This window comes from Streptomyces sp. NPDC048411 (genome assembly GCF_040704695.1).
Lineage (GTDB): Bacteria > Actinomycetota > Actinomycetes > Streptomycetales > Streptomycetaceae > Streptomyces.
Window position 1 is genome coordinate 1 of sequence record NZ_JBEZKL010000078.1, and the last position, 21083, is coordinate 21083.

At 69.4% G+C, this 21083-nt stretch carries 15 protein-coding genes and 1 pseudogene; 10 read left to right on the top strand and 6 right to left on the bottom strand.

Annotation, left to right across the window (positions count from 1 at the left end):
• Window positions 1-78 precede the first annotated feature (78 nt).
• Both AB0915_RS24760 and AB0915_RS24765 read right to left on the bottom strand, forming a co-directional pair.
• Window positions 79-2223, bottom strand: a complete 2145-nt coding sequence (locus AB0915_RS24760; RefSeq protein WP_366693159.1) for an alpha-galactosidase — start codon at window positions 2221-2223, stop codon at window positions 79-81.
• 25 nt (window positions 2224-2248) lie between these two features.
• Window positions 2249-4662, bottom strand: a pseudogene (locus tag AB0915_RS24765) (discoidin domain-containing protein).
• Window positions 4663-4895: 233 nt separating this feature from the next.
• On the opposite strand from AB0915_RS24765, the gene AB0915_RS24770 reads away from it, so the two are divergent.
• The 5 genes from AB0915_RS24770 to AB0915_RS24790 all read left to right on the top strand — a co-directional run bounded on the left by AB0915_RS24770 (window position 4896) and on the right by AB0915_RS24790 (window position 10534).
• Window positions 4896-6083, top strand: a complete 1188-nt coding sequence (locus tag AB0915_RS24770) for an ROK family protein (protein ID WP_366693160.1) — start codon at window positions 4896-4898, stop codon at window positions 6081-6083.
• Window positions 6084-6148: 65 nt separating this feature from the next.
• A complete protein-coding gene (locus tag AB0915_RS24775) occupies window positions 6149-7429 on the top strand; it encodes an extracellular solute-binding protein (RefSeq protein WP_366693161.1) in 1281 nt (426 codons plus the stop codon).
• Window positions 7429-8316: a sugar ABC transporter permease gene (locus AB0915_RS24780; protein WP_366693162.1), complete on the top strand. Its 888-nt coding sequence runs from the start codon at window positions 7429-7431 to the stop codon at window positions 8314-8316. The genes AB0915_RS24775 and AB0915_RS24780 overlap by 1 nt, the downstream gene beginning before the upstream one ends.
• Window positions 8313-9158 carry a carbohydrate ABC transporter permease gene (locus AB0915_RS24785; RefSeq protein WP_366693163.1) on the top strand — a complete coding sequence of 282 codons (846 nt, stop codon included), beginning with the start codon at window positions 8313-8315 and terminating at the stop codon, window positions 9156-9158. Before AB0915_RS24780 ends, AB0915_RS24785 begins: the two co-directional genes overlap by 4 nt.
• On the top strand, window positions 9155-10534 hold the full coding sequence (locus tag AB0915_RS24790; RefSeq protein WP_366693164.1) for an alpha-L-fucosidase: 1380 nt from the start codon (window positions 9155-9157) through the stop codon (window positions 10532-10534). The genes AB0915_RS24785 and AB0915_RS24790 overlap by 4 nt, the downstream gene beginning before the upstream one ends.
• A 1266-nt stretch (window positions 10535-11800) precedes the next feature.
• Here the strand turns inward: AB0915_RS24790 and AB0915_RS24795 are convergent.
• From AB0915_RS24795 to AB0915_RS24805, 3 genes are all read right to left on the bottom strand, one after another.
• Window positions 11801-13096: an IS30 family transposase gene (locus tag AB0915_RS24795; protein WP_366693165.1), complete on the bottom strand. Its 1296-nt coding sequence runs from the start codon at window positions 13094-13096 to the stop codon at window positions 11801-11803.
• Between the two features lie 73 nt (window positions 13097-13169).
• Entirely contained in the window at window positions 13170-13496 is a 327-nt protein-coding gene (locus AB0915_RS24800) for a hypothetical protein (protein WP_366693166.1), read from the bottom strand.
• A gap of 137 nt (window positions 13497-13633) precedes the next feature.
• The gene (locus AB0915_RS24805; RefSeq protein WP_366132876.1) at window positions 13634-14416 is read right to left on the bottom strand and encodes a hypothetical protein; all 783 of its coding nucleotides are present in this window, start codon (window positions 14414-14416) and stop codon (window positions 13634-13636) included.
• Window positions 14417-14576: 160 nt separating this feature from the next.
• Here AB0915_RS24805 and AB0915_RS24810 point away from each other — a divergent pair, with 160 nt between their 5' ends.
• The 3 genes from AB0915_RS24810 to AB0915_RS24820 all read left to right on the top strand — a co-directional run bounded on the left by AB0915_RS24810 (window position 14577) and on the right by AB0915_RS24820 (window position 16461).
• Window positions 14577-14798: a hypothetical protein gene (locus tag AB0915_RS24810; RefSeq protein WP_366693167.1), complete on the top strand. Its 222-nt coding sequence runs from the start codon at window positions 14577-14579 to the stop codon at window positions 14796-14798.
• Window positions 14799-14847: 49 nt separating this feature from the next.
• Window positions 14848-15807, top strand: coding sequence for a YafY family protein (locus tag AB0915_RS24815; protein ID WP_366693168.1), 960 nt, complete (start codon window positions 14848-14850; stop codon window positions 15805-15807).
• Window positions 15808-16245: 438 nt separating this feature from the next.
• Window positions 16246-16461, top strand: a complete 216-nt coding sequence (locus AB0915_RS24820; protein ID WP_366132872.1) for an I78 family peptidase inhibitor — start codon at window positions 16246-16248, stop codon at window positions 16459-16461.
• Window positions 16462-16554: 93 nt separating this feature from the next.
• On the opposite strand, the gene AB0915_RS24825 is transcribed toward AB0915_RS24820, so the two are convergent.
• Window positions 16555-17586, bottom strand: a complete 1032-nt coding sequence (locus AB0915_RS24825; protein WP_366693169.1) for a phosphatase PAP2 family protein — start codon at window positions 17584-17586, stop codon at window positions 16555-16557.
• Window positions 17587-18051: 465 nt separating this feature from the next.
• On the opposite strand from AB0915_RS24825, the gene AB0915_RS24830 reads away from it, so the two are divergent.
• Both AB0915_RS24830 and AB0915_RS24835 read left to right on the top strand, forming a co-directional pair.
• Window positions 18052-19776 (top strand): MFS transporter, encoded by a 1725-nt coding sequence (locus tag AB0915_RS24830; RefSeq protein ID WP_366693170.1) that lies wholly within the window; start codon window positions 18052-18054, stop codon window positions 19774-19776.
• Between the two features lie 73 nt (window positions 19777-19849).
• A complete protein-coding gene (locus AB0915_RS24835) occupies window positions 19850-21073 on the top strand; it encodes an acyl-CoA dehydrogenase family protein (RefSeq protein ID WP_366693171.1) in 1224 nt (407 codons plus the stop codon).
• Window positions 21074-21083: the final 10 nt, after the last annotated feature.

A 21083-nucleotide genomic window follows, 5' to 3' on the forward strand; every position in this document is an offset into this window, starting at 1 on the left:
TCCGCGTCGGCTCGGGCTCCGGTGCGTGCGCCTCGCCCGCTCCGCGGTCCGTGGGCCACCCGCATGTGGTGATCCGCCCTACTCGGCGGTGAGTTCCAGCACCAGGCACTGCTCGGGGTCGAGAAGAGGCGCCGCCAGACCGACGCCGGCAAGCACCGCCCCCGGGACGCGGACCGACCCCTCGACGAGCCACGGCACCATCGCGCTGGGATGGGCGGAGGCCGCCTGGAACTCCGGGCGGACCGTCACGGTATAGGTCAGCTCGGGGGCGAGGCCGGGGATGCGGATCCGGGCCGCCACCGAGGCCGTCGAGGACGCCAGCTGGAAGAGGGCGAAGACGGCGTGGCGACGGTCGTCCGCGACGACGCCGTGCAGCCAGGCCGCCGGGTCCGGGTGGTCGACGCGGACGGTCCGCCCGCCGTGCAGCAGCGGTCGGAGCCGCTTGTACAGGCCGGTCCAGGCTGCCAGGCGGTCGAGCTCCTCCTCGGTGCAGGCCGTGATGTCCCATTCGATGCCGGCGTGGCCGAACAGGGCGGTCGCCAACCGGATCGGCAGCGGACTGGTGCGGCCGGTGGTGTGGGCGGTGGCGGCGCCGACATGGCTGCCCGTCAGTTCGGGCGGCACGAACAGCCCGGTGTAGCGCTGGATGCGCTGGCGTTCGAGCGGGTCGTTGGTGTCCGAGGCCCAGATCCGGTCGGTTCGCTCCAGGATGCCGTAGTCGATCCGGGCGCCGCCGGAGGAGCAGGACTCGATCTCCAGGCCCGGGTGGCGTTCGCGCAGTTCGTCCAGGAGGCGGTAGACGGCCGTGGTCTGAGCGTGGACGCCCGCGGCGCCCAGGTGGGCCGACTCCAGCAGGTCACGGTTGTGGTCCCACTTGAGGTACGTGATCCCGTACTCGTCGACGAGGGCATGCAGGCGCGCCGCGATGTGGGCGTACGCCTCGGGGGCGGCGAGGTCGAGCACCTGCTGGTTGCGTGCGGGTGGCGCGGTGCGTCCGGGGGCGGCCAGGATCCAGTCGGGGTGGGCGCGGGCCAGGTCGGAGTCGGGGTTGACCATCTCGGGTTCGACCCAGAGGCCGAACTCCATGCCGAGGGACCTGACGCGGTCCACCAGGGGGTGGAGCCCGTCAGGCCACACCGCCGAGTCGACGGTCCAGTCGCCGAGGCCCGCGCGGTCGTCCCGGCGGCCGGTGAACCAGCCGTCGTCGAGGACGAAGCGCTCGACGCCGACCCGGGCGGCGCGCTCCGCCAGCTCGGTGAGCCGGTCGAGGCGGTGGTCGAAGTAGACGGCCTCCCAGGTGTTCAGCATCACCGGCCGAGGGGTGCGCGGGTGGCTTGGCCGCGCGCGCAAGTGCTGGTGGAGTCGGTCGGACAGCCCGTCCATGCCCTCGTCCGACCAGGTGAAGTAGGCCCACGGGGTCCGGTAGGTGCCGCCTGGGGTGAGGCGGATCTCGCCGGGCGCGAGGAGCTCGCCCGCGCCCAGGACGGGCCGGTGTTCGGGGAGCAGCTCGGCGTAGTGCACGTGGTTGCCGCTCCATCCGGCGTGTGCGGCCCAGACCTGGCCGTGCCGGAAGCCGAATCCGGGCTCGCCGACCAGGAACAGGCCGGTCGCGTCGTGGCCGGTGCGACCGCGTCGGGACTCGCGGGCGGTCAGCCCGTGGGCGAGTGGCCGACGTTGCGGCGACCTTTCGCGGGCCCAGCGCCCGGTGAAGTCGAGCACCTCGCCCGCCTGGTCGCCCACCGGGAGCAGACAGGCCACGGTGTCGAGTGTGAACCCGTCCGGGCCTTCGTTGGTGATCTCGTGCCGCAGCCGGACCACGCCGAACGCGTCCATCTCGATGTGAGTGGTGACCGACAGGCCGGCGGCCTCGTCGCGGGCGCGTACCGTGAGCCGGCCGCCCTCGCCGGCTTGGCCGGCCAGGCTGACCGGCTCGGTCAGCGTCAGCCGAAGATGGGGCGGGACGCCGTCCCGGTGCCCGGCGAGACCCGGGCGCCCGACCCAGCCGTCGACCTGTTGGGGGATCAGCCGCAGCCGCACCGGGGTGTCCACGGAGGCCACCGGCCACGAGGGCCGCAGGCCGAGCAGCAGCTGGTCGGTGTCGCCCAGGTCGCCGGGGTCGGCGCCCCAGTGCAGGACGGCGGGCAGGCCCGGACCCGAGACGTCCAAGATGAGGGCGGTCCCGGCCGCGCGGAGCACGGCCGGGGCGGGGTGGTGCACTGTCATTGGTTCGTCTTCCGGAGGGGAGGGATCACTGGCCGATGACGTTCAGCTCGGCGCAGGAGGTCCAGGGGTTGCCGTTGATCTCCGACAGCGCCCGGAACCTTACGTAACGGCCGTTCTTGGCCGGGAAGTTGATGGTCTTGAGGGTCTGGTCGGCGGCGAAGGTCCCGGTGGCCACAGGGCTTCCCCAGGTGGTGCCGTCGGCGCTGACGTAGAACTCGTACTGGCCAACCTACCGTTCTGGGAGGCGTCCTGGCGGGGCAGGTAGGTGAAGCCCGAGACGCTGTGTGCCGCCTTCATGTCGAGCTGGATCTCGTGTGGGCAGCCCGGCGCGGGCGTGACGTTCGACCACCGGGTGTGCCAGAAGGTGGCCATGCTGCCGTCCAGCACGTTGGTCGCCGGGGTGTTCTCCGCGGTCACTTCCTCGCTGTCGGTGTACGCCACGGTCCAGCCGGTGCGCGGCAGGATGCGCGGGCCGCCGCCGTCGAGCTGGACGTTGAAGTGCGCGGTGCCGTTCATGGTGAGGGTCAGCACGAGGGTGCTGGTGGCCGGATCCCAGGTCTGCTGCTGGGTGCACGGGCGGGACATGCCGGCGTAGTCGTCGAAGACGATGCTCGGCCGGCCGCCCTTCCAGGTGCCGACGACGGTGAGGGTGACGTTGCGGACGTCCCGGGCGCTGCGGTCCGGGAGGGTCTTGCCGCCGACGGTGGTGATCGAGCCGTCCGCGTTCACAACGGGGTTGCCGGCGGCGTCGAGCCGGGGCGCCATGTAGTTCTGGCCGAACGGCACCGTGCTGGCCTGGTCGGGGACCAGAGAGAGGGCGTTGGTGAGGTCGAGCCGGTAGTTGAAGACGTGGACGCCCAGGTTCGACGGGTTCTCCTGGACGATGACGTTGGTGTGCTCGTCGGAGCTGATCTTCACGGACGCCGTGGGGACGTTGGTGGGGGAGAAGACCACGGCGGACTTCTGCTGCTGCGCCATGGCGGGGCTGGTGTAGTACCACTGCTTCGCCGCGCCGACGGAGCGCACCAGCCAGCCGTTGCCGGTGCTTGCGAAGCCGGGGTACAGGTTGTCGTAGTAGCTGGTCGGCTGCGGGCTGGTCACGGTGGTGAGCCCGGAGAGATCGGCGGCGGGCATGGTGGTGGGGACCAGCGACACCAGACCGTACCGTCCGTCGACGGCCATGGCGTTGTTGACCGACCAGTTCCAGCCGGGGGTCGCGAAGTTGGCGAAGCCCTTGGCCACCACCTGCTGCTGGCCGGCGACCTCGGAGCGGGTGGGGATCTTGATCCAGCCGTTCAGCACGCCCTTCAGCAGCGGGTAGACGCCGAACTGCGCGCCGGCGTAGCGGTTTCCGAGCGCTCCGTTGGTGAAGTACGAGGCCTCGGCCAGGAAGCAGGTGGCGCCCTGGGACAGGTCCCGGACGATCGACTGGACCTGGAGGCTCTGCGGGTACTGCAGGATGTACTTCCAGTCCTGCCAGCCCGAGCCGCCGGGGAAGATGCCCCGGCCGTCCAGGCCCCACTTCCACCAGTCGGTGGAGGAGCCCCAGTTGCCGATGTAGCCGGTCAGCCACAGGCCCTTGATCAGCGCGTCGGTGCTGGTGGTGGCGAACGACTCCTTGTTCATGAACACCAGGTTCTTGGCGTTCGCCTTCATCGTGGGCAGGAATGCCGAGTTGTTCTGCATGTAGTCCAACATCATTCCGTCGGTGCCGAAGATGTTGGTGTCGGTCCAGAAGAGGAACATGCCCTGCTGGCCGGCGACGTCGAACAGGCTGATCAGGTAGTTGCTCAGGTCCGGGCCGTTGTAGAGCTCGGCGGCGTTGAACCCCTTGAAGGTGTTCGGGTGGGTCTGCGCCCAGGTCTGCCACTGGCTCACCGGGATGAGGTTGGTGTTCCCGGTCTCGCCGTTGGCGACCTGTGCGGTGACCGGGATGTCGGCGGCCTCGGCGGCGTCCAGCTGGGACTGGATCCAGTCGGTCGTGGCCGGGACGTTCCGGAGGTGGTTGTCGCCGATGAGGTTGATGTAAGCGTAGGGCTTGAGCCAGGCGGGGACGGTGTCCCACAGCTGCTGGAGGGTGCCCTGGAATTGCTGGTCACCCTGCCCGAGGTTGATCACGTGCGCGGGGTGGGTCGCGTCGATCGTGGCGCGCATGGCGGCGCCGGCGGGTTCCGCCGCCGTGGCGCTCGAGCCCAGTCCGGCGGCGTCCAGGATGCCGGGCGTGGCCAGGCCGGCGCCGAGGGCGGCGATCGAGCCGAGGAACCGTCGACGGCCGAGTCGGCTGCCGAGCTCGATGTCCGGTCTCGCGGAGGAGTCGTCCTGAGCTGCCACTGCTGTACTCCTGCGGCTCGTGGGCCCGGCGGGGCCGTGTCGGTTGGGGCAGCGGCAAGGTAGACGATGCCTTCCGTGGCTGAAAAGCGTTCCAGAGGCCTTGGTCATGCGGCTCCATATCCGGCCGGCTCGGCTGCAGCCGGGGCGGAGGATGTCGCGCGGAGGTTCTGAAAGGCCAGGCCAGAGACTTGCGTAAGGCTTGTGTGCCTCGGGATGGTGGCCTACGGTCCTCGCAACCTGTTACGGAGAACAGATTCGAAACAGGCCTGTAATACCTGGAACACACTGGTCGGCCGGGCGGTGCCACGGGGCCGCCGCTTTACGGAAAGGCAAAGGGACCATTGGCAGCGCTCGCGCCCGGCGGCGACAGCTTCGGCAGGACGACCACCACAGCCTGTGTCGCCGCACTGCACACTCTGGGTGAGGCGACGCTCAGCGAGCTGGCCACCGCCAGCGGACTGTCCCGGCCCACTGTCAAGGAACGGCTGGCCGGCCTTGCGCACCTGGTCGAGGTCACCTCCGGCGCCGCGCACGGACAGTCGCCCACACCCAGTGGCGGCCGACCGGCCGCACGCTTCCGGTTCCGCCGCGAGTACGGATTCGTGATCGGCGCCGAGATCGGCAAGCACCACGAGCGGATCATCGCCTGTGACATCGGCGGACGCATCCAGCACGTCAGTGAGCACCGTGAACCGGTGCCGCTGCCGGGCCGGGAGCGGATCGCCGGACTCCATCGCCGCCTGGTACAGGTGGTCAGTCGCCTGCGGTCCACCCACGGCAAGTGGCTCGGCCTCGGCATCGCCCTGACCGGCGGAGTCGGCCCCGACGGGCGGATCTCCTACTCACCCCACCACCCCGATCTGGAGGGCTGCTTCCCGGCCGACGCCGGACTGGTCTTCGGCGACGTCCCGGTGATCGTCGAACACGACCTGAACGCCGCGGCGATCGCAGAACACGCCTACGGTGTCGCCCGCCACGCCGACACCTTCCTGCTGGCACTGGCCTGGCACCGGCTGGCGGCCGGAATCGTGCTGGACGGCCGGGTCCATCGCGGCAGCCGCAACATGGCCGGAGAGCTGAACCTCATCGACGACGGTCCGGCGGCTCCGCCGCACTGGGACGAGCTGGAAGCCTTCCTGCCTGTCCTGGACGCCGCCGAACGGGGCGACCCGGACGGCGTGGCCGAACTCGACCGGTTCGCTGCCCGGGCCGCCCGCCAGATCGCCTATCTCACCCTTGCGATCGACCCGCAGCTGATCGTCCTCGGTGGGCCACTGGCCCGCCGGCGCACTCTCACCGACCGCATCGACGCGCACCTGGCCACCTTGCTGCGCGACGCCTACCCCGTCGACCTCGCCGTCACCCGGTTCCCCACCCTCGGACCCGTGATCGGCGTGCTGCAGACGGCACTGACCAACGCGTTCGGCACGCTCCTCGGCGATCCGGCCTTCCCGGCCCGGATCGACATCGGACCGCTGTGCCCGGACGCGGCGCACACCAGGGCGCGGGCTCACTCGTCAGCCCGCTGAGCACCCCGCCATCACCCCCACGTCCGACCCCATTCCCTTCCCACCGCACCGAGAGGAACCTCGCCATGCCGAGAACCAGAATCGCCGCCGTTGTCGCAGTCGCAGCCATGGTGGCCGCCGCGGCGACCGGCTGCGCCGGCTCCGACACCACGACCGGCGCGAACGGCCACGTCACGATCACGTACATGCTCCCCACCTCGTGGGCGGGCGTGCCGGGCTTCCAGGAGAACGTCGACCTCTGGGAGAAGCAGACCGGCAACACGGTCAAGCTGACGCCCGTGCCCGACGCGAACTACGACTCCCTGGTGCAGGCTCGCCTGGCCGCCAAGAGCGGTGCCGACGTCTTCGCCGGCCAGGACTCGGCCAAGAACAAGGCCGCGATCATGAAGCCGGCCACCGGGCCGTGGATCGAGCGGCTCCTCCCCGCAGTCCGCAAGTCGATCACCTCCGCGGACGGCAAGATCTGGGGAACCCCGAGCGCCGACGGCCTCAACGCGACCGGGGTGATCTACAACAAGGACGTCTTCTCCAAGGCCGGGATCACGAAGACCCCGACCACCCTGGCGGAGTTCGAGGCAGACCTGAAGAAGGTCAAGACCGCCGGAGCCACGCCGCTCTACCTCGCAGGCAAGGACGGCTGGACCCTGCTCCAGCACCGCAGCGCCGTCAACGCCGACTTCCTGGGCGCCGACCTCGACCTGGCGCCCAAGCTCGATGCCAACCAGGTCAAGTGGAACGAGATCCCCGGCTTCACCCAGGAGTACCAGGCACTGGCCGGCTGGGTGAAGCACGGTCTGACCAACAGCGACGCGCTGACCGCCACCTACGATTCGTCGACCGCCGCGATAGCGAACGGCAAGACCGGTGCCATCATCAACGGCACCTGGGCTCTGGGCGCCATCGCCAAGGTCAACCCGAAGGCGAACATCGGCTTCTTCCTGCTGCCGGGCGCCGACGGCAAGAGCACTGTGGGGCTGCAGAAGCCCAACCTGCTCAAGGTCGCCACGTTCTCCAAGGTCGGCAAGCAGGCCCAGGACTTCCTGAACTTCATGATCGCTCAGCCGCAGGCGCAGAAGTTCCTGGACGCCAACCCCGGCGTCTCCGCCTTCACCGACGCCAAGGCCGCCGGCGCCTCGGGCGGTGCCGCCGACCTGCAGAAGCTCGTCGACCAGGGCGACTCCGTCGTCCCGTTCGACGGGCAGTCCGTGATCCCGCAGCCGCAGGACGACCTCATCGCCGCGTACCAGGAGCTCCTCGGCAAGCGGATCGACGTCGCGAAGTTCGGCGAAATGACCCAGAAGGCCTGGCAGGGCGCGGGCAGCAAGGCCGGCGCGGCCGGATTCTGATGACCACGCCGCACACCTCCCGGCAGGGGATCGACCGCACCTACCGGTACGCCTACCTCGTACCGGCGGTGCTGGTCTTCACCGTGTTCTTCCTCCTGCCAGCCTTCTTCGGAATGTATCTGTCGCTGACCGATGCCTCGACGTACGTCCCCGACACCCACTACGTCGGACTGGCGAACTACCGAACGATGTTCGGCGACGGCTCGGTCCTGTGGAACGCCACCCGCAACCAATTCGTCTACGCGGCCCTCGTGACCGTCGGCAAGACCGGCCTGGGCGTGGCGATCGCCTTCCTGCTCAACCGGGCGTTCAAGGGCAGCCGCGTCCTGCGCGCCGTGGTCTACCTGCCGATCATGTTCTCCACGATCGTGGTCGGTCTGCTCTTCAACTTCATCCTCAAGGCCGACGGGCCCGTCAACGCCCTCCTCGAGCCGTTCGGCCTGGCCCAGGACTGGTTCGGCAGCTTCGATCTCGCCCTCTACAGCGTCACCGCCGTGGACACCTGGATGGGCGTCGGCTGGACCGTCGTCCTGGTGCTCGCCGCCCTCCAGGCCGTGCCCAGCGACCTCATCGAGAGCGCGCAGCTCGACGGGGCCGGGCCGTGGCAGGTGGTACGGCACATCAAGCTCCCGTTCATCCGGCACGCGATCAACCTGGCCGGGCTGATCACCTTCATCACCGGCATGAAGACGTTCGACCTGATCTACGCCACCACCGGCGGCGGCCCGGGCACCGCGACCGAGGTGCTGACCAGCTACGTGTACAAGCAGCTCAACACCGGGGCCCTCGGCTACGCCGCCGCCGTGAACGTGTTCCAGTTCGTCATGATCACCGTCGTGGCGCTGGTCATCAACCGCTTCGTACGCAGGATGGAGGCGACACCGTGACCCGGCGAAACCCGCGGCTCCGACCCGGCAGGCTCCTGGCCCAAGCGGCCACCTACGTGGTGGCCGCCGTGCTGGCCCTGGTGTACCTGGCCCCGCTCTACCTGGTTCTGCTGACCAGCCTGAAGAGCAGCACCGAGGCCCAGACGATGAGCTTCTCACTGCCCCGCTCCTGGCACCTCGACAACTACCGGACCGTCATCGAGACCGGCGACGCGTTCCAGGCACTGCTGAACAGCGTGGTCATCTCCGTCGCGGTAACCCTCGGGACCGTGCTGGCGTGCTCGATGGCCGCCTTCGTCATCGCCCGTCGCCCCGGCCGGGTCACCGGCGGCGTCTACAGCTACCTGCTCACCGGTCTGATCGCCCCGTTCGCGTTCATCCCGGCGATCCGGCTGCTGCAGGAGATCGGCCTGGGCGGCTCCTACCTGGGGCTCATCCTCACGGACGTCGCCGTGCAGATCCCGTTCATCACGCTGATCTACGTCGGCTTCATCCGGCAGTTGCCTCGGGAGATCGACGAGGCGGCGCTCCTGGACGGCGCGGGATCGCTGCGTCTGTTCTTCACGATCATCTTCCCGCTGCTGCGACCGGTCAGCTCGACCGCGCTGATCCTGGTCTTCACCTACGCCTGGAACGAGTTCCAGAACGTGCTGTTCCTCATACCTGACTCAGACCGATGGACCCTACCCATGACGGTGTTCACCTTCCAGTCCACGCACAGCTTCGACTATTCGCTGGTCTGCGCCGACCTCGTCCTCACCATGCTGCCCGTCGTGGCGGTCTACCTGACCGCTCAGAAGTACATCGTCAACGGGATGGTCGCGGGAGCGGTGAAGGCATGACGAACACGAGCACGCAGGCGACGGACCGCCGCCGGCCGACCGAGGTCTCTGCGCGGTTCGCGCGCTCGGCCTGGTTCCGCCAAGACCGGTTCGGCATGTTCATCCACTGGGGTCCGTACGCCGTCCCGGCCCGGGGCGAATGGCTCCGCTCGCAAGAGCAGGTGTCTGTCGAGGACTACCAGTTCGCCGTGGACGGCTTCGGTGCCGAGGACTACGACCCGCAGGCATGGGCCGAGCTCGCGGAAGCGGCCGGCATGAAGTACGCGGTGCTGACCGCCAAGCATCACGACGGGTTCTGCCTGTTCGACTCGGCGCTCACCGAGTACGGCAGCATGCACAACGGTATCGGCCGCGACCTGGTCCGGGAATTCCTCGACGCCTTCCGCGCCCGGGGCATCAAGGTGGGGCTCTACTACTCCCTGCTGGACTGGCACCGCCCCGACTACCCGCACTACGGCGACTTCATCCACCCCGAGCGCGAGAACCCCGCCTTCGCCGACCACCGGCCCGACCTGGAGTCGTACCGGCGGTACATGCACGGCCAGATCAAGGAGCTGTGCACCAACTACGGGCAGATGGACATCCTCTGGTTCGACTTCTCCTACGAGGGGATGGGGCCGCAGGAGTGGGGCGCGCAGGAGCTGATAGACACCGTCCGCGCCCTGCAGCCGACCGCGCTCATCGACAACCGGCTGGAGGCCGACGGCGGCGGTCCCGGCTCAATCGTGACCGACGCACCGACCGACTACAGCGGCGACTTCGCCTCCCCGGAGCAGCTGATACCCGTCGACGGCATCTGTGCCGAGGACGGCAGCCCCGTGCCGTGGGAAGCCTGCATCACGATCAACAACAACTGGGGCTACACCGCCGGCGACGACCTCTGGAAGAGCCCGGAACAGCTGATCACCAAGCTCGTCGAATGCGTGGCCAAGGGCGGCAACCTGCTGCTCAACGTCGGCCCCGACCCCCGCGGCCGGATCCAGCCCGAGGCCGTCGAGCGGCTCCACGCCATCGGCGCCTGGCTCTCCGCCAACGGGGAGTCGGTCCACGGCGCGGGCCCCGCCGGCCTGGAGACCCCCGAGTGGGGCTACTACACGCGCAGCGGGAACACCCTGTACGCCCACGTCCTGCGAGCGCCGATCGGACCGCTGGCCCTGACCGGCGGACTCGACAAGGACAGCATTGCGCGGATCTCGCTGCTCGCCGACGGCCGCGAACTGCAGCTGTGCGACGCCTGGGTCGTCAAGTCCTACCCCGACATCCCGTTCGTCCAGTTCGGCGAGGTCGGGCACTTCACCTACCCGCTGGCGGACCCGATCGACACGGTCGTGAAGATCGAGCTGGTCGAAGCACCGGGCGCCGTCCAGCCGGCGTAGTCCGCGCGGCCCTGGAAGCCGGTGCGCGAAGAGGGCACTCCGGACGGTCCCATCCGGAGAAGTCAGTCGATCACGGCGGTCCGCCAGGTTTCCTCGTCGGCGTCCAGGAGTGCCGCGACGAGGGCGGGATCCGGCAGCGGCGCTCGTTCTCGTCGTGCAGTTTGCGGTTGGCGTCTCGCAGTGCTCTGACCACCGTCTCGTGTGACCTGGTGGTGATCCGCTGCTGATCGGGCAGAGCTGTCTTCGACCGGCTGCTTCTTCCCGGCGCCTTCGAGACCTCGGCGTCGCTGAGGGACGGCGCCGTCCGCTACGTCCAGGTCACCAGCAAGGCAGGCGGCACCCTGCGTCTGCACAACCCTTGGCCGAAGCAGCAGAAGTTGACGGCGACCGATGAGCTCGGCAAGCGCTTCGGCTACTCGGTCAAGGACGGTGTCATCACCGTCCGGACCACGCGGGGTAGGACGTATCGTCTCCAGCCCGTCCTGGGCTGAGGCCCCGGTGACCGGGGGCTTGGCGGATTCCACTGGTCGTCGCAACACGTGATCTCTGATGTGTTGCACTGGCAGTTAAGCAGTCGCCCGGTCGCGATCATGCGGCCGGGCGGCGGTGGCTACGCCTTGGTGAGACCGATAGGCATCGGTCCTGCGTATGCTCGCCTCGACTGGTGGGGCTGAGGGGGTGGGCGTGCTGAAGTTGCTCGGTTTCTTCGATGACTTCGGTCACTCCGGTGAGCTGGCTGCGGGACCGTTAGGGGCCCAGGTGCAAGCGTCTGGCGAACCGGACGAAGCGCAAATTGTGGAATATTTGGACGTTGGTCATCACCTCACGTACTTCATGGAGGCAGGGGTTGACGTTCTCACGGGTGAGGTTCACCGGCACACGTCCGGTTGTTCGTCCCTTGTCACCGATGGCTTGTGGGTATGGCGCGCGGACTTTGCGCACTATTTGGAGGCGTACCACGTGCCGTTGCCCGCAGACTTCGTTACCCGCGTCCGAGGGTTCCGCCATCAGATGCCGGACCTGGTCGGTGCGGACTTCGCGCCGGTTTTCGACGAGGTGGTCCGGGGGTTCGGATGGACGCATGTGGACCCGTGGGACGCAGACTCCCTCCTGCGCCCCCAGCCACGAGCTGTCCTGACTCGCGAAGAATTCGTATCGAGGGTGCGGCAAGAACGGCCTGCCGGCTCCTGGGGAAGGGCACCGCGCAAGCCTCGCAGGGACAAGAATCGCGGTCTTTAGCGATCCCGCGAAACGCGGCTGGTCTGATCAGCAGGCGAGTAGTTTGTGCAGACGCTCGGCTGGGGTTTCCCAGTCGAGCGTTTTGCGTGGTCGGCCGTTGAGTTGGGCGGCGACGGCGTCGAGGTGCTCGCGGGTGTGGACGGACAGGTCGGTGCCCTTGGGGAAGTACTGGCGGAGCAGGCCGTTGGTGTTTTCGTTCGAGCCGCGCTGCCAGGGGCTGGCTGGGTCACAGAAGTAGACCGGGACGTCCGTGGCGAGGGTGAAACTGCGGTGAGCGGCCATCTCACTGCCCTGGTCCCAGGTCAGGGACCGCTTCAAGCGCTGCGGGAGCCTGTTCGCGGTCTGCATCAGGGCATCACGGACGCTGGCGGCGGTGTGGTCGACAGGCAGGTGCAGAAGCATCACGTAGCGGGTGCTGCGTTCGACAAGAGTGCCGATCGCCGAGCCGCTGTCCTTGCCGATGATCAGGTCGCCTTCCCAGTGGCCGGGCACGGCCCGGTCGTCCGCTTCGGCGGGCCGCTCACTGATCATGACCATGGGATCGGTGAAGCGCGGCTGACGGCAGTTGGCCTGGCGGCGCGGCCTACGCCGGGCGCGTCCGCTTCGCAGGACGCTCGCCAGTTCCCGCCGCAGCTGGCCGCGTCCTTGCACGTAGAGCGCCTGGTAGACCGTCTCGTGGACCACATGCATCTCCGGCCGGTCGGGGAACTGTCTGCGCAGAGCGTGACAGATCTGCTCCGGGCTCCAGCGTTCGTCCAGGCCCGCCTGGACGGCGCTCCGCAGTTCGGGGTTCTGGTTGATCTTCCGCGGTTTCGGCCGTGGTCTGCGGCCATCGGCGCGGGCCTGGGCGGCGAACGGCCGGTAGTGCCACTGGTTGCGGGTGCCGTTGGTGCGGTTGCGCCGGATCTCCCGGCTGATGGTGGAAGGACTGCGTCCCAGTTCGGCGGCTATCGACCGGATGGACGCCTTCTCCCGGAGCCGGTCAGCGATGTGGATGCGCTCGCACTCCGACAGATAGCGCGACCGCACTTCCACAGACACGGGTACGGCTGCGGGCACCCGACCCTGGAGAACGGGTGCCCGCTTGGTGTAGACGCGCTCCTGATCGAGACGGCGCGTCGCCTGGGCCGCCGGCGGTCTGAGCCGCTGCGGGTCCCAGCGGCCGTTGCGCCACTCACGTCCGGTGCGCTCGTTCACACCGACTGCCGCGGATGCTTCCTTGCTGGTGTATCCCGCCTTCACGAGCCGGAAGTATTCCGCCCGCTCAGCATGGAGCTTCCTGGGCCCCTGAGCCGAGCGCACCTTGCGGACCTCGAAGTCCATCGCACCCCTTGAACTGGGGTGTTGCAACAACCACTAGAACCCAAGGTGAGCGGTGCGGGGCTTCGTCGTACGGTCAGGCCCCTCCGGAGCCAGGTGGCAGCGCCGCCGGGGTGGCGCGCCCGGCGTGCCGGCCGACCCGCTGCCAGGAGCCGGGGTTTCCGGTGCGCGGCCCCTGACCTGAGGGGCCGGAGGCGCCACCGGAGTGGCTCGCATGGCCGGAGTGGACGCTCAGCGGGGTGCGGGTGCCGAACAGTCCCGTACCGAAGGCCATGAAGGCGAGCTCCTCCTCGCCGCTCCGATCACCTGGCAGCGTCCGGAACGACCGGCGGTACTCGGAGTACAACGCGTCGTAGATCGGGGTGGGGGACTGGCCGCCCGTTGGCTCCCGCGACGGGCGCATGGCAGGGATCGGGCTCGGGCGCTGGTGGGAGGGGTCGTATGAGTGCACGTACGTGCCAACGACCCCACCGGCCGTCGGATGCGGGCCCGGCGAAGAAATAGCTGCTCGTTGCGGGTGCGAGGAGCGTACGGACATGATCAGGTCCCGGCCAGGGGCATCGCCGCCGCGACCAGGAGGCCGCCCGCCGCGGCCTTCTCCAGTGCGTCGCGCAACAGGTCCTCGCGGGGCTGCTGGCCGATCGATCCGGCCGGGGCGGCGAAGACGAGAACGGTCCGCGATTTGTTGGCCGCGGTCCGCCAGCCCTCGGTGACCTGCAGCGGGGCGTGCGCCTGCCACCAGGCGACGGGGGCCCCGCCGCCTGTGCCCGGCTGCAGCACGGCATGCAGCTGGCCCATGGCGAGCAGGATCGACCAGCCGTGCAGCAGGGCGGGCAGCCGGCCCATCCGGTGGACCGGCTGGAAGCCCTGCTCCAGCAGGAGCTGCAGGAAATCGTCGCCTCCGCTGCCGTCCGTACCGGGGCGGGCGATCGCGCCTGTGGGTTCGACGACCAGCGCCGGGTGGAGCTCGTCGTCGATCAGGACGAGACCGCTGGTGACGCCGAGGACGGCTTGGCCGGGCACGAGCCCCTCCGGGCCCTCCGGCTCGCTGCCGGTGATGCTGCGCACGGCACCCTGCAGCTGCTCCTCGGAGACCTGGACGACCTGGGAGGGGATGCAGGTCGCGTGCGCGAAGGCGAGAACGGCGGTCTCTTCGCCGACGAACAGCACCGTGCTGGTGCGCTCCTGCTCGGAATCGCCAGGGGTGCGGCAGGAAGTGCAGTCGTAGCTGCCGGGGGCGTTGTCGCCGACGAGCAACCGATCGGCTTCGGCATCGCCGATCTCGGCGCGTACGTCCTCGCTGACGTCGAGCATGCGCGGCACGGGTGGCTCCTCGAACTCGGTACGTGCGCCGGGCGGTTCCCGGCTCATGAAGAGACAACGGGCAATCCGTGGCCGGGGTCACGCGCGAAAGGGAACGGAATCGAACCGTCCGGCGCAGCGGGTGAATCGAAGCCCCGAAAGGTTGACTTTCGGTCAATCATTGTCGATTGGGGGCACATTGGTCTGGCTGCTCCCCGGCGGGCCGAGCGGGAGCGGTACCGGCGGGATCCGGATCTCGCGCATCCTCGACGACATCTGGGACCGCAAGAAGATCTTCGGCTGCCCGCCCCGGGCCGCCACGGGGGACATCCTCGTCGCCCCGTGCCACTCGGCCGACAACGACCTCTGTCTACGGCTGGAACCGGCCCGGCGGCACGACTGACAGGGGTCGAGGACGGCAGGCTGTCCTCGACCGCTGGCAGACTCGCCCCATGTTGGAGACCTCGGCACGACTGCTGCGCCTGCTCTCACTCCTGCAGGCCCACCGGGACTGGTCCGGAGCCGACCTCGCCGAACGGCTCGGCGTCACCCCACGGACCGTCCGGCGGGACGTCGACAAACTGCGCGAGCTCGGCTATCCGGTCAACGCCAGCCCCGGCACCGGCGGCGGCTATCAGCTCGGCGCGGGGGCCGAGCTTCCGCCGTTGCTCCTCGACGACGAGGAAGCGGTCGCGGTGGCGGTCGGGCTGCGTACCGCGGCCGGTCACGGCGTCGAGGGCATCGGGGAGACCTCCGTGCGCGCACTTGCCAAACTCGAGCAGGTCCTGCCGAACCGGCTCCGCCGCCGGGTCGGCGCCTTGAGCGCCTTCACCGTGCCCATGATGCGCGGACCCGGCGCCTCCACCGTCGACCCTGGCGTCCTCACCGAGCTGGCCGGGGCCTGCCGGGACAGCGAGCGGCTGCGCTTCGCGTACCGGTCCCACGGCGGTTCCCTGTCGCGCCGGACCGTCGAACCGCACCGGCTGGTGTGCACCGAGCGCCGCTGGTACCTCGTCGCCTGGGACCTGGAGCGCGGGGACTGGCGTACTTTCCGGGCGGACCGGATCATCCCCACGCCGCCGCACGGTCCCCGCTTCGTTCCACGCCGCCCGCCCGCCGAGGACCTGGCCGCCTATGTCTCGAAGGGCGTCTCCACCACTGCCTACGCGACGCATGCGGTGATCCGGCTGAAGGTACCGGTCGAGCTGGCCGCCGAGCGCATCTCGCGGTCCTCCGGAGTGCTGGAGGCGATCGACGCGGACAGTTGCCTGCTGCGCACCGGCGCGGCGAGCCTCGACGCCCTGGTGATCCACGTGATGCTCATGGGCTTCGACTTCGAGGTTGTCGAACCGCAGGAGCTCACCGATGCGATCAGGGCGGCCCGGGACCGGCTCTCCCGGGCACTCGGCTGAAGGGGACCGCGGACTTTCGACCGACCGCTCGCCCGGTGTGTCCGGCCGGTGAGGGCGGGCTCGTGCCCGGTATACGGGCGGATGCGGGCGCCGGTGCCGGTCGGATGGTGTGGATATCCCGACCGGAAGATAAGGCTGCCATAAGGAAGCATGAATTCCCGGTGGCGGGTCCGTTTTCGAATGCCTTACGGGAAGGAAATTCCGACCATCGGGTAGGTCATATTTCCTCTGGTTTTCCGAGCCGTTCGGTGATCGTTTATAAGTGTGCATGATTACTGTGCGTCGGCCTGAGAATCGCACGTTCGAGTGAAGCAGTGCGAGGGAAGCGACTGTCGTGATCCTGTGACACAAGCGTGACCGGTGGCGTGCGTGAGGATGCCGTGCCGGGTGCCCGCGCCCGGCTTCCGTACCCGGCCGGGGCCGCCTACGGTGAGTGGCATGGCACCTATCCCGACTCCTCCCGCCCAGCCCGATGACACGCCCGACGCGTATGTCGGCCTCGCCGCAGAAGCCGCCGAGCGGAGGGCCCGTGCCCGCGGCTGGCGCACGGTCAGAGCTCTGCCGCCGGGGGCGATCATCACCATGGAGTACCTGGCCGGGCGGATCAACTTCGAGGTCGACCACGCCGTGGTGACCCGCTGCTGGGTCGGCTGAGGCCCCTGTCATGAGCAAGGCCCCGACCGAGGTCGGGGCCTTGAGTGTGCGGGGGCGGCTGTGCGTACCGTTCCCGCGTGGGGATGTGGTCCGTCAGCCGCCGGCCACCGGGCGGGCCGGGCTCGTGCCGCCTCGTGGCGTTCGGTCCGCGTGCGGCGGGCGCCGGCTGCCGACCGGGGTGACCGGCGTTCGCTCCGAGCGCACCATGTGCGGCGTGTGGGCCCGCTGCCGGGTCCCCGCCGCCGGAGCGGCAGGAGCCGAGGCGGCCGGGCGACCGCCTGTGGCGACCGGTTTGAGCACCGGGCTCTCGCCCGCGCCGCCACCACTGTCCGGTTGCCGCAGCGGCACGGCCTGGGGAGCGCCCGCCGCGACGGGCACCGGGGGAGCGGTCCGGCGACGCGCGCGCAACTGCTCGCGCACCGCGAAGATCCATTCCTCGGTACGGGTAATCAACGGCTCGACCCACGGCAGGCCCAGCAGGATCAGCAGCCCCGCGGCCCAGCCGAGCAGCACATCGCTCAGCCAGTGCGTACCGAGATAGACGGTCGTGAGCCCGACCCCGAGCGAGACCACCGCCGATACGGCCGACAGGTAGCGTCTGGCTCGCGGCGTAGTGGCCAGGTAGGCGAGGATTCCCCAGGTCACCACGGCGTTGGCGGTGTGGCCGGACGGAAATATATCGCCGCCGGCGAAGAGCTCCGCAGAGCCGATCTGGGTCGCGTAGTGCGGGCCGAGCCGGCCCAGGCCGAGCTTGACGGCGCCCACGGTCAGATTGAGCAGCAGCAGCGAGGCGCCCAGGGTCAGCAGGGGGCGCAGGGTGTGCTGCCGCCAGGAGCGCCAGCCGAGCCAGCAGGCGACCATCACGGCCGTCGGGCCTCGCTGGCCGAGGACGACGTAGTAGTCGAGGAACGCATGGATTCCGGGCCATTGCTGGTAGGGCCGGAAGAGCATGACCTTCCAGTCCAGGGTCACCAGCCAGGAGCCCATCAGCACGGCAACGACGATGGCGAGATAGAACGCCAACGTCCCGCCGAAGAGGGCGATGCGGTGACGGCTCATCCGCGGTGGCTCTATCTTCGGCGGTTCCGGCTCCCGGTCCAGCCGGGCAAAGATGTCGGTACGCACCCAATCGACGTTACAGCGAGTGAGTGCGTGATCCGGCCGTCCCGGCCGCTTTGTGATGACGATGTGATGTGGACTATGTCTCAGTTGGGTCAATATTCCTGACCCGTCAGCGAACCCCGGTGATCTCGCGCTCTATTTATTCCGCGCTTATTTCGGAAGAGTGTTTGAGTATCTCCCAATAAATGGGGAGCGGTGCAGGTATCCATTTCTCCGACCGTGATGGGCGGCTGGACGGTCGGTGCCCGGCCGGTCACGGAACGCTCACGAGCCGTCGACGGGGCCGGTCCGGCGTGGCGTACGCCACACCTCGTGACCTGGCGGGGTATGAGATCGACCACGTGTGGCCACGCCGAACTCGCGTACGCTGACGGATCACTCGCCCGTCGATGCCGGGCCTGGAGGGGCAGTGCACACTGCATCCCCGGTTGGCCTGCCGAGCGCGAGGGATCTTTGGGAGGTACATGCATGTCCGGGACGACCACAGGCCGATGCCGGCTGCGCGCAGCCGCCGGCGGTGCCAATCGATGGGTCGTCCTGGTCGTCCTCTGCCTCAGTCTGTTGCTTGTGGCGCTCGACGCGACGGTGCTCCACGTCGCCGTACCCGCCGTCACCGAGAATCTGCGGCCCAGCGCCGTCGGTCTGCTGTGGATCGTGGATGCCTATCCACTGGTCTGCGCCTCGCTGCTGATCCTCTTCGGCACCCTCGGTGACCGGGTCGGCCGCCGCCGCATCCTGCTGATCGGCTACGCGCTCTTCGGTGCCGCCTCCGCGATCGCCGCGATGGCGGACAGTCCCGGCATGCTGATAGCGGCGCGCGCCCTGCTGGGCGTCGGCGGCGCGATGATCATGCCCGCGACGCTGTCCATCCTCCGCCAGGTCTTCCCCGACCGGCGAGAGCGGGCCGTCGCCATCGGGGTGTGGACCGCGGTCGCCGCCGTCGGTGCGGCCACCGGACCGGTCATCGGCGGCTTCCTCGTGGAGCACTTCTGGTGGGGCTCGGTCTTTCTGATCAACATCCCGCTGATGGCGCTGATCCTGCCGGTCGGCCGGCTGCTGCTCCCCGAATCGCGGGGCAGCGACGACGGCCCCTGGGATGTGCTCGGCGCGCTGATGGCCGCGGCCGGAGTGCTCGGTGCGGTCCTCGGCGTGAAGCGCGCGGGTACCGGCGAGGGCGTCTTCGGCCCCGCCACCCTCGTGCCGCTGCTGCTCGGGGCGGCGCTGCTCGTCGCGTTCGTCCGTCGGCAGAAACGCCGTACGCATCCACTGGTCGACATGGCGATGTTCGCGCGGCCCGCGTTCTCCACCGCGGTCGGCTGCATCGTCCTCGCCATGCTGGCCCTGGTCGGTCTGGAACTGATCGCCGTCCAGTACCTGCAGCTGGTCCTGGACCTCAGCCCGCTGGAGACCGGCCTGCGGCTGCTGCCGCTCACCTTCGCCGCGATGGCCGCGGGTGCGACCGGCTCGTACACCCTGCGCCGGATCGGACCGCGCCGGATGGTCGGCTGGGGCTTCGTGCTCACCGCCGCGTCGGTGCTGATCCTGACCCTGATGGGGCAGCACGACCGGCCCGCCCTGCTGACGGTGGCGTTCGTCGTGCTCGGCTTCGGGCTCCAGTCCACGCTCTTCGGGGCATACGAATCGATGCTCAGCGAGGCCCCGGCGGACCGGGCGGGTGGTGCGGCGGCCATCGGCGAAACCTCGTACCAGCTGGGTGCGGGCATGGGGATCGCTCTGCTGGGCAGTGTCATGAACGCCGCCTACGCGCCCGGACTGGCCAAGCTCTCCTCAGCAGGAGTCCCCGCTGAGGCCTCCGCCGCCGCCTCCCACTCCCTGGGCGAGGCGTATCAGGTCGCCTCACAGCTGGGCGGCCCGCTGGGTGGGGTGCTGCGGAGCACGGCCCGGCATGCCTTCATCGACGGGCTGCATGTCACGCTGCTGGTCAGTGCAGGTCTGCTGCTGCTGGGCGCGCTCGCCGCGCTGCGACTGCCACGGGTGATGGAGTGCCCGCCGGTGGAGATCTGCGAACCCCGCGAGGCCGCCGAGGCGACCGCCGCCGTGGGGTCGCGAGGGCCCCGCGCGTTCCCTGCTCCCCAGGGCGCGCCGGTCCAGGGCCTGCCGCAAGGGCCCCCTTCGGTGCCTGCCCAACGGCAACCCGCCGAGGCCACCGGCTCTGGACGCGCGGCACACTGAGCCGTAACGTCAGCACGACGCCATAACTAACACTGCTAGTTTTAGTATCGTGCGAGCCGCCGGAGGCACCCTCATGTCCACCCCATCTCCCGCGAAGCCGTCGAAGCTCCCGCCCTTCGACCCCGGCGACCCGATCGGCATCGACGATTTGCTCGGCCCCGAGGACCTCGCGATCCGGTCCACCGTCCGCGCCTGGGCCGCCGACCGGATCCTGCCGCACATTGCCGAGTGGTACGAGAACGGCGAGCTGCCCGGCATCCGCGAGCTCGCCCGCGAGCTCGGTTCGATCGGCGCCCTCGGCATGTCCCTGCAGGGATACGGCTGCGCGGGAGCCACCGCCGTCCAGTACGGACTGGCCTGCCTGGAGCTCGAAGCGGCGGACTCGGGGATCCGCTCCCTCGTCTCCGTGCAGGGCTCCCTCGCGATGTACGCCATCCACCGCTTCGGCTCCGAGGAGCAGAAGCAGCAGTGGCTGCCGGGCATGGCAGCCGGCGAGATCATCGGCTGCTTCGGACTCACCGAGCCGGACCACGGCTCCGACCCGGCCGGGATGCGGACGCACGCCAAGCGCGACGGCGGGGGAGACTGGGTGCTCAGCGGCCGCAAGATGTGGATCACCAACGGCTCGGTGGCCGGGGTCGCCATCGTCTGGGCGCAGACCGACGAGGGCAGCAACGGCAGCGGCATCCGTGGATTCGTCGTGCCGACGGAAACCCCCGGCTTCTCCGCGCCCGAGATCAAGCACAAGTGGTCGCTGCGTGCCTCGGTCACCAGCGAGCTGGTCCTCGACGAGGTACGGCTGCCCGCCGACGCCGTACTCCCCGGAGTCACCGGCCTGCGCGGACCGCTCAGCTGTCTCAGCCATGCCCGCTACGGCATCGTCTGGGGAGCCATGGGCGCGGCGCGGGCCAGCTTCGAGGCAGCGGTCGACTACGCGAAGACCCGGGAACAGTTCGGCAAGCCGATCGGTGGTTTCCAGCTCACTCAGGCCAAGCTCGCGGACATGGCTGTCGAACTGCACAAGGGCATCCTGCTCGCCCACCATCTGGGCCGTCGGCTGGACGCGGGCAGGCTCCGCCCGGAACAGGTCAGTTTCGGAAAGCTCAACAATGTGCGGGAGGCCATCGAGATCTGCCGCACCTCGCGCACGATCCTCGGCGCCAACGGGATCTCGCTCGAATACCCGGTGATGCGGCATGCGACGAATCTGGAGTCGGTGCTCACGTACGAGGGCACCGCGGAGATGCACCAGCTGGTGCTGGGCAAGGCACTCACCGGCCTGGACGCATTCCGGTAGAACGGGACGC

Bases quoted from the DNA above. Each gene is read 5' to 3' on its own strand.
- AB0915_RS24760 (WP_366693159.1), bottom strand. From the start codon at position 2,223: ATGACAGTGCACCACCCCGCCCCGGCCGTGCTCCGCGCGGCCGGGACC.
- AB0915_RS24775 (WP_366693161.1), top strand. From the start codon at position 6,149: ATGCCGAGAACCAGAATCGCCGCCGTTGTCGCAGTCGCAGCCATGGTG.
- AB0915_RS24780 (WP_366693162.1), top strand. From the start codon at position 7,429: ATGACCACGCCGCACACCTCCCGGCAGGGGATCGACCGCACCTACCGG.
- AB0915_RS24790 (WP_366693164.1), top strand. From the start codon at position 9,155: ATGACGAACACGAGCACGCAGGCGACGGACCGCCGCCGGCCGACCGAG.
- AB0915_RS24795 (WP_366693165.1), bottom strand. From the start codon at position 13,096: ATGGACTTCGAGGTCCGCAAGGTGCGCTCGGCTCAGGGGCCCAGGAAG.
- AB0915_RS24800 (WP_366693166.1), bottom strand. From the start codon at position 13,496: ATGCGCCCGTCGCGGGAGCCAACGGGCGGCCAGTCCCCCACCCCGATC.
- AB0915_RS24815 (WP_366693168.1), top strand. From the start codon at position 14,848: ATGTTGGAGACCTCGGCACGACTGCTGCGCCTGCTCTCACTCCTGCAG.
- AB0915_RS24820 (WP_366132872.1), top strand. From the start codon at position 16,246: ATGGCACCTATCCCGACTCCTCCCGCCCAGCCCGATGACACGCCCGAC.
- AB0915_RS24830 (WP_366693170.1), top strand. From the start codon at position 18,052: ATGTCCGGGACGACCACAGGCCGATGCCGGCTGCGCGCAGCCGCCGGC.
- AB0915_RS24835 (WP_366693171.1), top strand. From the start codon at position 19,850: ATGTCCACCCCATCTCCCGCGAAGCCGTCGAAGCTCCCGCCCTTCGAC.